General features: G+C 70.1%; 11 protein-coding genes and 1 pseudogene. 10 read left to right on the top strand and 2 right to left on the bottom strand.

Going from position 1 to position 13,018, the window contains the following annotated elements:
* Nucleotides 1-100, top strand: a pseudogene (locus ACIRP7_RS02840) (IS481 family transposase); the annotation flags it as partial.
* 78 nt (nucleotides 101-178) lie between these two features.
* On the opposite strand, the gene ACIRP7_RS02835 reads toward ACIRP7_RS02840, so the two are convergent.
* Complete coding sequence (locus tag ACIRP7_RS02835) at nucleotides 179-679, bottom strand: DUF1772 domain-containing protein (RefSeq protein WP_403652987.1); 501 nt, start codon at nucleotides 677-679, stop codon at nucleotides 179-181.
* 198 nt (nucleotides 680-877) lie between these two features.
* Here ACIRP7_RS02835 and ACIRP7_RS02830 point away from each other — a divergent pair, with 198 nt between their 5' ends.
* The 6 genes from ACIRP7_RS02830 to ACIRP7_RS02805 all read left to right on the top strand — a co-directional run bounded on the left by ACIRP7_RS02830 (nucleotide 878) and on the right by ACIRP7_RS02805 (nucleotide 8,007).
* The gene (locus ACIRP7_RS02830) at nucleotides 878-1,462 is read left to right on the top strand and encodes a CGNR zinc finger domain-containing protein (protein ID WP_403652984.1); all 585 of its coding nucleotides are present in this window, start codon (nucleotides 878-880) and stop codon (nucleotides 1,460-1,462) included.
* 318 nt (nucleotides 1,463-1,780) lie between these two features.
* Complete coding sequence (locus ACIRP7_RS02825; protein ID WP_010039908.1) at nucleotides 1,781-2,302, top strand: sigma-70 family RNA polymerase sigma factor; 522 nt, start codon at nucleotides 1,781-1,783, stop codon at nucleotides 2,300-2,302.
* A gap of 47 nt (nucleotides 2,303-2,349) precedes the next feature.
* Nucleotides 2,350-3,129, top strand: a complete 780-nt coding sequence (locus ACIRP7_RS02820; protein ID WP_403652982.1) for an anti-sigma factor family protein — start codon at nucleotides 2,350-2,352, stop codon at nucleotides 3,127-3,129.
* 63 nt (nucleotides 3,130-3,192) lie between these two features.
* A complete protein-coding gene (locus ACIRP7_RS02815) occupies nucleotides 3,193-5,649 on the top strand; it encodes a HelD family protein (RefSeq protein ID WP_403652979.1) in 2,457 nt (818 codons plus the stop codon).
* Between the two features lie 333 nt (nucleotides 5,650-5,982).
* Nucleotides 5,983-7,398: an NAD-dependent malic enzyme gene (locus tag ACIRP7_RS02810; RefSeq protein ID WP_403652976.1), complete on the top strand. Its 1,416-nt coding sequence runs from the start codon at nucleotides 5,983-5,985 to the stop codon at nucleotides 7,396-7,398.
* 327 nt (nucleotides 7,399-7,725) lie between these two features.
* Complete coding sequence (locus tag ACIRP7_RS02805) at nucleotides 7,726-8,007, top strand: HU family DNA-binding protein (RefSeq protein WP_007382399.1); 282 nt, start codon at nucleotides 7,726-7,728, stop codon at nucleotides 8,005-8,007.
* Between the two features lie 626 nt (nucleotides 8,008-8,633).
* On the opposite strand, the gene murA is transcribed toward ACIRP7_RS02805, so the two are convergent.
* Nucleotides 8,634-9,980, bottom strand: a complete 1,347-nt coding sequence (murA, locus tag ACIRP7_RS02800) for a UDP-N-acetylglucosamine 1-carboxyvinyltransferase (protein ID WP_352391143.1) — start codon at nucleotides 9,978-9,980, stop codon at nucleotides 8,634-8,636.
* A 253-nt stretch (nucleotides 9,981-10,233) separates the two neighbouring features.
* Between murA and ACIRP7_RS02795 the strand changes: the two genes are divergently transcribed.
* The 3 genes from ACIRP7_RS02795 to ACIRP7_RS02785 all read left to right on the top strand — a co-directional run bounded on the left by ACIRP7_RS02795 (nucleotide 10,234) and on the right by ACIRP7_RS02785 (nucleotide 12,917).
* A complete protein-coding gene (locus tag ACIRP7_RS02795) occupies nucleotides 10,234-10,806 on the top strand; it encodes a YqgE/AlgH family protein (RefSeq protein ID WP_020139023.1) in 573 nt (190 codons plus the stop codon).
* A gap of 29 nt (nucleotides 10,807-10,835) precedes the next feature.
* Complete coding sequence (locus ACIRP7_RS02790) at nucleotides 10,836-11,114, top strand: DUF3039 domain-containing protein (protein ID WP_123761082.1); 279 nt, start codon at nucleotides 10,836-10,838, stop codon at nucleotides 11,112-11,114.
* A gap of 171 nt (nucleotides 11,115-11,285) precedes the next feature.
* Nucleotides 11,286-12,917 carry a beta-N-acetylhexosaminidase gene (locus ACIRP7_RS02785; RefSeq protein WP_403652970.1) on the top strand — a complete coding sequence of 544 codons (1,632 nt, stop codon included), beginning with the start codon at nucleotides 11,286-11,288 and terminating at the stop codon, nucleotides 12,915-12,917.
* Nucleotides 12,918-13,018: the final 101 nt, after the last annotated feature.

The following is a 13,018-nucleotide window of genomic DNA, read 5'->3' as shown; positions in this document are numbered from 1 at the left end:
CGACTGGCTACACACCTACAATCACCACCGCGGACACACCGCGCTGAAAGGCCAACCACCCGCCAGCCGCGTCCCCAACCTCACGGGTCAGTACACCTAGCCGACCGACCCGGCCGACCTGGGCGGCGCGTCTGCCCGTCGCCTTCATCGGCGTCCCGAAGCTGACCCGGACGGACGCCTAGCCGCCGACCCTGGTCGCACGGCTGCCGGTCGCCTTCACCAGCAGCCCCAGCGCCACCGTCAGCAACACCGCCCGCACCACGTTCCACGCCACCCACGGGTCCTCGAACTCCTCGCGCAGGGCGCCGGGATCGCCGTCGCGCGCGAGGGCGTCGTTGAGGGGGACGTTGAAGACGACCGTCACCAGGAAGGCCAGGGCGGAGAGGGCCAGGGCCGCCCACACCCACCCCCGTCCGCCCGTGCCCCGCGCCTGCCAGGTCGCCACCGCCGTGAGCAGCGGGGCGCCCAGGAAGCCGAGGAAGAACACCGGGTTCTGGATGACCTCGTTGATGTCGCGCATCACCTCGACGTAGACGCGGTCGTCGCTGCGCGCCAGGGCCGGCATGACGGCGCACGCGAAGACGTAGAAGGCCCCGGCGATCAGGCCCGTGGCGACCGTGGCCGCGCCCAGTACGAACCGGCCCAGGACAAGGCCGTTGCTCCTGCTGCTCTGTGTCATGTCTCCAGTCAAAGGTTCCGCCCGGCGCTCCGACATGGCTGAGACGCGCCGCCGCATACGTGCGCGTCCAGGCACCGCTCCCGGTTCGAGGGGTTCCGGCGGGGAGGACGGGAGGGCACTGTAAGAGGGAGCCCCGGAACAGCCGCGAGCACCTCACCGAACCCTTACGGCCGGGGCACCCTAGGCGGTGACAGGCACATGGCACTGGGTACGGCCACGGTCGCGTACGAGCTGCGGTTCGACGCCGGACGGATCTGTCTCGACCTCCTCGCGACCACCCACCCCGAGGAACGCCTCGACTCCACGGAGGTGCTCGGCGCCTGGATCGTCGGTTCCGGACTGGTGCCGCGGGGGACGGACCTGACGCACATGGACCCCTCCTGGCTCGTCGGCTTCCGGGAACTGCGCGGCCGCATCGGACACTTGGTGCGAGGCACACCCGGCCACGGCTACGACCTCGCACTCGCCCACGTCAACGAGGCCGCCCGCGCCGCGCCTCCCGCCCCGCGCGCCGTACCGGACACGGACGGCGCGCTGGTGCGCGAGTTGGACGGTCCGCCCGGCTGCGCGGCACTGCTCGGGGCCATCGCCAGGGACGCCGTAGGGCTGCTGACGGACCCGGTCGCGCGGGCCGGGATCAGAGAGTGCGAAGGGGACAACTGCCCCATCGTCTACCTCGATACGTCACGGGGGCGCAGGAGGCGCTGGTGCTCCAGTGAGGTGTGCGGGAACCGCGAAAGGGTGGCTCGGCATCGTCGCCGCGCGGCCCTCTCGCAGAGCTGACTGGTCGTTATGTCCCTTCTGTGGAGCGGCTGTCGAAGTGATTTCGATTACATGTCGTTTACTCGCTCAACCTCACGGGTGGTAGTCGTGATCTTGCCTATGTGGGGGAAATGTAAAGATCGCGCGGCGGGAATGTGCGCCCATGTCCTGTCTCGTCACGTCACTCAGAAGAAAACTGTCGTCGCACTTTGAACACCCAGCCCCGCATGTCCGTACCCGTAGTCGAGCGACCGACTGGGGGAACCCGGGACATCGGAGGTGGGCGTGCGCAAGGATTCCGTCGTGGCCAATGAACGTGGATCGAGGGCCCGACATCGCATGTCCCAGCCCTCGGAACCTGATGAGGAGCTGATGCGTGCCCTTTACAGGGAGCACGCCGGGCCTCTCCTTGCGTATGTCCTCCGGTTGGTTGCGGGTGACCGCCAGAGAGCCGAGGACGTGGTGCAGGAGACGCTCATCCGTGCCTGGAAGAACGCCGGACAGCTCAATCGAGCGACCGGATCGGTACGCCCCTGGCTGGTGACGGTCGCCCGGCGCATCGTCATCGACGGCCACCGCAGCCGGCAGGCCCGGCCGCAGGAGGTCGATCCGTCGCCGCTGGAGGTCATCCCCGCGGAGGACGAGATCGACAAGGCGCTGTGGTTGATGACGCTGTCGGACGCGCTCGACGACCTGACCCCCGCCCACCGGGAGGTGCTCGTCGAGACGTACTTCAAGGGGCGTACCGTCAACGAGGCGGCCGAGACGCTGGGCATACCCAGCGGAACCGTCCGCTCACGGGTCTTCTACGCCCTGCGGTCGATGAAGCTCGCACTGGAGGAGCGGGGGGTGACAGCGTGATGGGTGTTTACGGGGGTAACCAGGGATTCGGCACAGGTGGTTCGGGTATGTCTGGCTCCATGATGGGATCTCCGGTGCCGAACGAGCACGAGACCGTCGGCGCCTACGCGCTCGGGATCCTCGACGACGCCGAGGCGACCGCCTTCGAGGCCCACCTCGCGACCTGCGAATGGTGCGCGCAACAGCTCGACGAGCTCGCCGGCATGGAGCCGATGCTCGCCGCCCTCGCGGACCTGCCGGGCTCCGGCACCCCCGCGATCGGGGAGTCGCTGTCCGCCAAGCCCAGTCCGCGGATCGTGAACAAGCTCGTGGACGAGGTCGCCGAGCGCCGTGCGCAGAAGCGGCGCCGCAGCTTCTACATGGTCGCGGCCGCGGGCGCGCTGATCATCGGCGGTCCGTTCGTCGCGATGGCGGCGAGCGGCGGCGACTCGGGCGGCGGGGCCAAGCAGAACCAGGTCCTCGCGGCCACCCCGAAGGAACTCTTCGAGTCCATGAGCGACAAGGTGTCCGCGACCGACTCCTCGACCGGCGTCAGCGCGACCGTCGCCATGCAGGAGAAGAACTGGGGCACCTCGCTCGGTCTGGAGCTCAAGGGCGTCAAGGGACCGCTCAAGTGCTCCCTGATCGCGGTCGGCACCAACGGCGAGCGCTGGACGGCCTCCACCTGGTCCGTCGGCAAATGGGGCTACGGCATCCCCAACGGCAAGACCGCGGAGTCCAAGCAGCCGCTCTACATCGGCGGTGCGGTCGCTCCGGCCCAGAACGACATCGACCACTTCGAGGTCGTCGACTCCGACGGCAACAAGCTCGTCCAGGTCGACGCGTAACTTCCCGCCGGGGCCCCCTTCGCGTACGGTTGACGGCTGCCCAGCACGTCAGAAGGGGGCCCGGTGGCCGCTCAGGCTCAACCAACTGCGGTCGGCTCGGTTCAGGACTCCGTCCGGGACCGTGAGATCAGCGTCGAACAGGAACATCTGGACCGGGTCTACCGGCGCCTCGAGGAGAAGATCCACGAGGCGGAGTTCCTCATGAACGACGCGGCCAAGCGCGGCCAGGTCGGCACGCCCGGCGCGCTCGCCGAACGGGACGCCCAGGTCTTCCGGGCCGGCGTCCACCTCAACCGGCTCAACAACGAGTTCGAGGACTTCCTCTTCGGCCGCATCGACCTGCTCCCCGGCAAGGACGGCAAGAAGGGGCCCGACGGCGCCTACACCGCCGTGGAACCCGCCGAGGGCGCGGTCCGTGAGGACAACACCGCCGACATCGCGGAGACCCTGCACATCGGCCGGATCGGGGTCCTGGACTCCGACTACGCGCCGCTCGTCATCGACTGGCGGGCCCCGGCCGCCGCGCCCTTCTACAGGTCCACTCCGGTGGATCCCGGGCGTGTCGTACGACGCCGGGTCATCCGCTCCAAGGGCCGCAAGGTCCTCGGTGTCGAGGACGACCTCATGCGCCCCGAGCTCAAGGCCTTGATCGACGGCCACGAGCTGCCCGTCATCGGCGACGGCGCCCTGATGGCCGCGCTCGGACAGGCCCGCAGCCACACCATGCGGGACATCGTCGCCTCCATCCAGGCCGAGCAGGACATGGTCATCCGCGCCCCCGCCGCGTCCGTGACGTACGTCGAGGGCGGGCCCGGCACCGGCAAGACCGCCGTGGCCCTGCACCGCGCCGCGTACCTCCTCTACCAGGACCGCCGCCGCTACGCGGGCGGCATCCTCATCGTCTCGCCCACACCCCTGCTGGTCGCGTACACCGAGGGCGTCCTGCCCTCCCTCGGCGAGGAGGGCCAGGTCGCCATCCGTGCGATCGGCTCCCTGGTCGACGGCGTCGAGGCCACCCTGTACGACTCCCCGGCGGTGGCCCGCGCCAAGGGCTCGTACCGGATGCTGAAGGTGCTGCGGAAGGCGGCACGCGGGGTGCTGGAACTCGGCGTCGGCGGTACGGCCGCCGGGGAGGGCTCCGCGCGCGGCAGGGCGGCCCGTTCCGGCCGCTCCGACTCCGGGCAACTCTCCTTCGGGGACTTCGCCGGCCTCGACGACGGTGCCGGCGACGGGAACGGCGTCGGCACCGCCGTATCCCCGCAGCCCGCCGCCGGACCCTCCGCCCGCCTGCGTGTCGTCGCCTTCGGGCGGCGGCTGGAGCTGGAGGCGGACGAGCTGGAACGCATCCGCCACAACGCCCTCGGCGGCACCGCGCCCGTCAACCTGCTGCGGCCAAGGGCGCGCAAGCTGCTGCTGGACGCGCTGTGGGCGCGGTCCGGCGCCGGGTCCCGGCACACCGACCCGGAGCTGGCGGCCGAGCTGCGGTCGTCCTTCGACGAGGACATCACCTCCGAGGACAGCTTCATCGAGTTCCTCGACGCCTGGTGGCCCGAGCTCACCCCGAAGGCCGTCCTCGCCGCCATGGCCGACGAGCGGCGCCTGGGCCGCTGGGCCCGCCGCATCCTCAATCCCGGCGAGGTCCGCAGGGTCGCCCGCTCGCTCAGACGCGACGGCCTGTCCGTGCACGACATCGCCATGCTCGACGAGCTCCAGGCGCTCCTCGGCGCCCCCGCCCGCCCCAGGAAGCGGCGCGAGCTGGACCCGCTGGACCAGCTCACCGGCCTGGAGGAGCTGATGCCGGTCCGCGAGGAGACCCAGCGCGAGCGGGCCGAGCGGCTCGCCCAGGAGCGGGTCGAGTACGCCCACGTCATCGTCGACGAGGCCCAGGACCTCACGCCCATGCAGTGGCGCATGGTCGGCCGCCGCGGCCGGCATGCCACCTGGACGGTTGTGGGGGACCCCGCCCAGTCCTCCTGGTCCGACCCCGACGAGGCCGCCGAGGCCCGCGACGAGGCCCTCGGCACCCGTCCCCGCCGCCGCTTCCAGCTCACCGTCAACTACCGCAACCCCTCCGAGATCGCCGACCTCGCGGCCCGAGTGCTGGCCCTCGCCATGCCCGGCGCCACCTCCCCGTCGGCGGTACGGTCCACCGGCGTCCAGCCCCGCTTCACCGTCGTACACAAGTCGCTGGGCGAGACCGTCCGCGAGGAGGCCGCCCGGCTCCTCGGCCTCGTCGACGGCACCGTCGGCGTCGTGGTCGCCATGAACCGCCGGGAAGAGGCGGCCCGCTGGCTCACCGGCCTCGGCGACCGGGTCGTGGCGCTCGGCAGCCTGGAGGCCAAGGGCCTGGAGTACGACGCGACGGTGGTCGTCTCCCCGGCCGAGATCGCCGACGAGTCTCCCGCCGGACTGCGGGTGCTCTACGTCGCCCTGACCAGGGCGACCCAGCAGCTGACGATCGTGTCCGCGGAGCGCGACCAGCCAAACGCGGAAGGCGTGCCGGATCTGCTGAGAGATTGAACTCTCCGGAGGGGAATGGTCTTTCGGGATCCGTTTGTTAGCCTGGACGAGACACCGGCCCGATCCAAGCCCCCGGGCCCAACCTTCGTCGCTACGAGCGACCACTTGCCGCGAGGCGAGCATGGCGGGTCGGTGTCACTGACCTGGTGAGAGGCCCACGTCCATGTGACGTGGGCCTCTTTCGCGTGAACGGCGCCCGGACGGCCCATGGGCGTCTCCTGGACGGCTTCGTGAACACAAAGTCCGCAATCCGGCGCGGCTAACGCCTACTCATCAGTAGGTGCGACCATCGGACGGCAGCAGCGTCACAGGTGAAAGCAGAGGAAGTCGGCCATGGCAACGGCGCCCAGCGTCTCCTACTCGATTACGGTCCGGCTGGAGGTGCCCGCGAGCGGAACCGCGGTGTCCCAGATCACCACGGCCGTGGAGTCCCACGGAGGCTCGGTGACCGGCCTCGACGTGACCGCGTCCGGCCACGAGAAGCTCCGCATCGACGTCACCATCGCCGCCTCCTCCACCGCACACGCCGACGAGATCGTCCAGCAGCTGCGCGGCATCGAGGGCGTCACGCTCGGCAAGGTCTCCGACCGTACGTTCCTGATGCACCTCGGCGGCAAGATCGAGATGCAGTCCAAGCACCCCATCCGCAACCGCGACGACCTCTCGATGATCTACACCCCGGGTGTCGCCCGCGTGTGCATGGCGATCGCCGAGAACCCCGAGGACGCCCGCCGCCTCACCATCAAGCGCAACTCCGTTGCGGTAGTGACGGACGGCTCGGCCGTGCTGGGTCTGGGCAACATCGGCCCCAAGGCCGCCCTCCCGGTCATGGAGGGCAAGGCGGCCCTCTTCAAGCGGTTCGCCGGCATCGACGCCTGGCCGCTGTGCCTGGACACCCAGGACACCGACGAGATCGTCGCGATCGTCAAGGCGATCGCCCCCGGCTTCGCGGGCATCAACCTGGAGGACATCTCCGCGCCCCGCTGCTTCGAGATCGAGGCCCGGCTGCGTGAGGCCCTCGACATCCCCGTCTTCCACGACGACCAGCACGGCACCGCGATCGTCGTGCTCGCCGCCCTGACGAACGCACTGCGCGTCACCGGCAAGGCGATCGAGAACATCCGGGTCGTCATGTCCGGCGCCGGCGCGGCCGGTACGGCCATCCTCAAGCTGCTCATCGCCGCGGGCGTCAAGAACGCCGTCGTCGCCGACATCCACGGCGTCGTGCACGCCGGCCGCGAGGACCTCGTGGACGCCGCTCCGGGCTCGGCGCTGCGCTGGATCGCCGACAACACCAACCTCGAGAACCTGACCGGGACCCTGAAGGAGGCCGTCCGCGGCGCCGACGTCTTCATCGGCGTCTCCGCCCCGAACGTCCTGGACGGAACCGACGTCGCCGCCATGGCCGAAGGCGCGATCGTGTTCGCGCTCGCGAACCCCGACCCCGAGGTCGAGCCGGCGATCGCCCGTCAGACGGCGGCCGTCGTGGCCACCGGCCGCTCCGACTTCCCGAACCAGATCAACAACGTGCTGGTCTTCCCGGGTGTCTTCCGCGGCCTGCTGGACGCCCAGTCCCGCACGGTCAACACGGAGATGATGCTTGCGGCCGCGAAGGCTCTCGCGGATGTCGTCACCCCGGACGAGCTGAACCCGAACTACATCATCCCGAGCGTCTTCAACGACAAGGTCGCGGGCGCGGTCGCCGGTGCCGTGCGGGACGCGGCGAAGGCCGCCGGGGCGACGGTGTAGGGCCCGCGTCCGGTCTCGCGGCCCGGCGTCTACAGTGGACGTCGTATCTTTGTTCGGCTGTGAGGATTGCCACGGCGGTCCTTCGGCCCGGCGCGTCGCGAAACCGGGCGCTTCGCGCCACCCTCTAGGGTGGCGCCACGCCCAGGCCTCTGTTCGTGTGACCCCCTAGGGTGTTCATACGAGTCCTACGGGTGCCGGATTGGCTTTCCCGCAGCAGGTAGGGGCAGGATGCGTCCCTGGGCGCGAGCGCATCGGCTTCGCTGTGCCTCGTGTGCGGCCCCGCCGCGTGGCACACCCCAACGGCAAGAAGAACACGGGAGTAACAACATGAACCGCAGTGAGCTGGTGGCCGCGCTGGCCGACCGCGCCGAGGTGACCCGCAAGGACGCCGACGCCGTTCTGGCCGCGTTCGCCGAGACCGTCGGCGAGATCGTCGCCAAGGGCGACGAGAAGGTCACCATCCCCGGCTTCCTGACCTTCGAGCGCACCCACCGTGCCGCTCGCACCGCGCGCAACCCGCAGACCGGTGACCCGATCCAGATCCCGGCCGGCTACAGCGTCAAGGTTTCGGCGGGCTCCAAGCTCAAGGAAGCCGCCAAGGGCAAGTAAGCGCTCCCCTTCGAGCGCCGGGTGACTGCGGGCCGTTCTTCGGCTGTCGGGACGGCCGTGGCCGGTCGCGCAGTTCCCCGCGCCCCTTGAGGACGCTCAGCACAACGCCGATGGGGCGGTCACCCGAGTCCGGGTGACCGCCCCATCGGCGTACGTACGACTGCTGCCGCGCTGTGTCTACCCGGGGAGAGCACCCGGGTCCCGGCCGGGCTGGGCTGCTCCCGGGCCGAGTCGGGCGCCGAGGGCTTTGCCGGGCGGTTCCGCCTTGGCGCCCGGTTCGACGACCTTCTGCAAGCTGTGTCTGCCCGGGGCAGCCCCGGACCCCAGGCCGGAAGCGGCTGCTCCCGAGCCGGAATCAGGCGTCGGCGTCAGCCGAGGGCTTTGCCCGGCAGTTCCACCTTGGCGCCGAGCTCGGCCGGCTTCTGCATGCTGTGTTTACCCGGGGGATGACCCCCGGGCCCCCGGCAGAGTCCGGACGCGGCCTGGGCTCGGAGGGGCGGGCAGCGGTCAGCCGGGGGCCTTGCCCGGCGGTTCCACCTTGGCGCCGAGCTCGGCCGGCTTCTGCATGCTGTGTCTGCCCGGGGGATGACCCCCGGGCCCCCGGTGCTCGGAGGGGCGGGCAGCGGTCAGCCGAGGGCCTTGCCCGGCAGTTCCACCTTCGCGCCCAGCTCCACGAGCTTCTCCATGAAGTTCTCGTAGCCGCGGTTGATGAGGTCGATGCCGTGCACCCGGGAGGTGCCCTGGGCCGCCAGCGCCGCGATCAGGTACGAGAAGCCGCCGCGGAGGTCGGGGATGACCAGGTCGGCGCCCTGCAGCCTGGTGGGGCCGGAGACGACCGCCGAGTGCAGGAAGTTGCGCTGGCCGAAGCGGCAGTTCGAGCCGCCCAGGCACTCGCGGTAGAGCTGAATGTGTGCACCCATCTGGTTGAGCGCGGAGGTGAAGCCGAGGCGGGACTCGTAGACCGTCTCGTGGATGATCGACAGGCCGGTGGCCTGCGTGAGGGCGACCACCAGCGGCTGCTGCCAGTCGGTCTGGAAGCCCGGGTGCACGTCCGTCTCCAGTGCGATGGACTTCAGCTGCCCGCCGGGGTGCCAGAACCGGATGCCCTCGTCGTCGATCTCGAAGGCACCGCCCACCTTCCGGTAGGTGTTCAGGAACGTCATCATCGAGCGCTGCTGGGCGCCCTTGACGTAGATGTTGCCCTCGGTCGCCAGCGCGGCGGACGCCCAGGAGGCGGCCTCCAGGCGGTCCGGCAGGGCGCGGTGGTTGTAGCCGCCGAGCCGGTCCACACCCGTGACGCGGATGGTCCGGTCGGTGTCCATCGCGATGATGGCACCCATCTTCTGCAGGACGCAGATGAGGTCCTCGATCTCCGGCTCCACCGCGGCGTTCGAGAGCTCCGTGACACCCTCGGCGAGGACCGCCGTCAGCAGCACCTGCTCGGTCGCGCCCACGGACGGGTACGGCAGCGTGATCTTCGTACCCCGGAGCCGCCGCGGCGCCTCCAGGTACTGCCCGTCCGCACGCTTCTCGATCGTCGCGCCGAACTGCCGCAGCACCTCGAAGTGGAAGTCGATCGGCCGGCCGCCGATGTCGCAGCCGCCGAGACCGGGGATGAAGGCATGTCCCAGGCGGTGCAGCAGGGGACCGCACAGGAGGATCGGGATCCGCGAGGAACCCGCGTGGGCATCGATGTCAGCGACGTTGGCGCTCTCGACGTGCGTCGGATCCATCACCAGCTCGCCCGGTTCCTCACCCGGACGGACCGTCACCCCGTGCAATTGCAGGAGGCCGCGTACGACCCGCACGTCACGGATGTCCGGAACGTTGCGCAGTCGACTCGGCTCGCTGCCCAGCAGGGCGGCGACCATGGCCTTCGGTACGAGGTTCTTCGCACCGCGGACACGGATCTCGCCCTCCAGCGGGGTCCCGCCGTGGACAAGCAGTACGTCGTCAGAGCCGTTGACGGTCATGTATCTCGCGTTCCGATGAGTCGGGCAGGGGGCAGAAGGGAAAGGGTAATCGCCGCCCACCCCCCTTCTGTAAGCCCAAGTGCCGCCCAGTCACGTCATAGCTCTGTCACAACACGAACCGCTAGCCCGCGGGCACATGCCGTCACGGGCGCCTGGCGTGCGCTTACGGCGCATGGTTGTGCTCTGAGCTGCATCCCCTGCGGTAACGGCATTGCCGCCCCACTTCACGGGAAGATGCGGGATCATGTCTGGCATGACCGAGGTGTCCTCGCTCACAGGGCGGTTGCTCGTGGCAACGCCCGCCCTGGCGGACCCGAACTTCGACCGTGCGGTGGTGCTCCTTCTCGACCACGACGAGGAGGGCTCCCTCGGTGTCGTCCTCAACAGGCCCACCCCGGTGGACGTCGGCGACATCCTGGAGGGCTGGGCCGACCTCGCGGGCGAACCCGGCGTCGTCTTCCAGGGCGGCCCGGTCTCCCTGGACTCGGCCCTGGGGGTCGCCGTCATCCCCGGCGGCGGCGCCGTCGACGGGGCACCGCTGGGCTGGCGCAGAGTGCACGGCGCGATCGGACTGGTCGACCTGGAGGCCCCGCCCGAGCTGCTCGCCTCGGCCCTCGGCAGCCTGCGCATCTTCGCCGGTTACGCCGGCTGGGGGCCCGGCCAGCTGGAGGACGAGCTGGTGGAGGGCGCCTGGTACGTCGTGGAGTCGGAACCCGGCGATGTCTCCTCCCCGGCCCCGGAGAGACTCTGGCGCGAGGTCCTGCGCCGCCAGCGCAACGAACTCGCGATGGTGGCCACATATCCGGACGACCCTTCGCTCAACTGATCCATGTGAGCTTCAGTACTCTTGGGCGTATGAGCACTCTCGAGCCCGAGCGCGGGACTGGTACGGGGACCCTCGTCGAGCCCACGCCGCAGACTTCCCACGGCGACGGCGACCACGAGCGCTTCGCCCACTACGTCCAGAAGGACAAGATCATGGCGAGCGCCCTCGACGGGACTCCCGTCGTGGCGCTGTGCGGCAAGGTGTGGGTACCGGGCCGCGATCCCAAGAAGTACCCCGTGTGCCCCATGTGCAAGGAGATCTACGAGTCCATGGGTTCCGGGGACGACGACAAGGGTGGCGACAAGTAGGACGTCCGTAGGGCCGCCGCTCGGCTGAGCTTCGCGAGGCCCCCGGGGCGCGCTCTGTGCGGCCCGGGGGCCTTTGCGTGTCATTCTTCGTCGGCGAGCCTTCGCAGCCGACGCCGGTACTCGTACAGCGACGCCCGGCCCCGGGGCCGGGCGGAGCGGTCAAGGACTGATGTGAGCTCAGTGATTCCGGCGCCGTCGAGCGTCGTCAGCCCCGGCGGGCCGGTGTTCGTCCTCGACGAGCACACCGGGATCGAGACCGGCCCCGGCGCCGGACGCGTGGCCCACTGGCTGCGCACGACGGTCGGCGCGGCGACGGGCCTGCCGCTGGAGCCGTACGCCTCCGGCGGGCGCCGCGTCCTGCTGCGGATCACGCCGCCCCTCGCCGACGAACTCGGCAGCCCCGAGGCGTACCGCCTCACCGTGGACGAACACGCGGTCGTCATCGACGGGGCGAGCCCGCAGGGCCTGTTCTACGGCGCCCAGACCTTCCGTCAGCTGCTCGGCCCCGCCGCCTTCCGTCGCGCCCCCGTCACCTCCGGGCGCGTCTGGGAAGTGCCGCCGGTCATCATCAGCGACGCCCCCCGGTTCCGCTGGCGCGGCCTCATGCTCGACGTGGCCAGGCACTTCATGCCCAAGGACGGCGTCCTGCGCTACCTGGATCTGATGGCCGCGCACAAACTCAACGTCCTCCACCTCCATTTGACGGACGATCAGGGCTGGCGGATCGAGATCAAGAGGTACCCCCGGCTCACCGAGGTGGGTTCATGGCGGGCGCGTACCAAATTGGGCCACGGGGCCTCGCCGTTGTGGGAGGAGAAGCCGCACGGGGGCTTCTACACCCGGGACGACATCCGGGAGATCGTCGCCTACGCGGCCGAACGGCACATCACCGTCGTCCCCGAGATCGACGTACCCGGACACTCGCAGGCCGCCATCGCCGCGTACCCGGAACTCGGCAACACCGATGTCGTCGACACGTCCTCCCTCACGGTCTGGGACAGCTGGGGCATCTCCTTGAACGTACTCGCCCCCACTGACAACACCCTGCGCTTCTACGAGGGAGTCTTCGAGGAAGTGCTGGAGCTGTTCCCCGGCGAGTTCCTTCACATCGGCGGCGACGAATGCGCCAAGGAGCAGTGGCGGGAGTCGCCCCTCGTCCAGGACCGGATCGAGGAACTCGGGCTCGCGGACGAGGACGAGTTGCAGTCCTGGTTCATCAGACACTTCGACACGTGGCTCTCCGCGCGCGGGCGCAGGCTCATCGGCTGGGACGAGATCCTGGAGGGCGGGCTCGCCGAGGGGGCGGCCGTCTCTTCGTGGCGCGGCTACGAGGGCGGGATCGCCGCCGCACGCTCCGGCCACGACGTCGTCATGTGCCCCGAGCAGTATGTGTACCTGGACTACCGGCAGGACGCGGGCGATGACGAGCCGGTCCCCATCGCCTACGTCCGCACCCTGGAGGACGTCTATCGGTTCGAGCCCGTTCCACCGGAGTTGACGCCCGAGGAGACCGCGCACGTCCTGGGCACGCAGGCCAACCTGTGGACCGAGGTGATGGAGGATCACGCGCGCGTGGACTACCAGGCGTTCCCGCGGCTCGTGGCCCTCGCCGAGGTGGCCTGGAGCGCTCTTCCCGCCCCCGTGGAACGGGACTTCGCCGGCTTCGAGCGGCGGATGGCCGCGCACTATCGAGTGCTCGACGCCCTGGGCGTCCAATATCGGCCGCCCAGGGGACCGCTGCCGTGGCAGAAACGGCCCGGTGTGCTCGGCCGGCCCCTCGAGGGAACGCCCCCGAACAGGTAGCGGAAAAAGGCCCCAAGGGTCACCGAAGAGTGTCAATCGCCATGTGTGGGTGATCCCGTGCGAAAACGGACCATCTCCCTGACGGGGTGGGCGAATGCCGC

Source organism: Streptomyces sp. NPDC102270, assembly GCF_044766405.1.
Lineage (GTDB): Bacteria > Actinomycetota > Actinomycetes > Streptomycetales > Streptomycetaceae > Streptomyces.
This window is presented reverse-complemented; position numbering and strand designations above follow the sequence as displayed.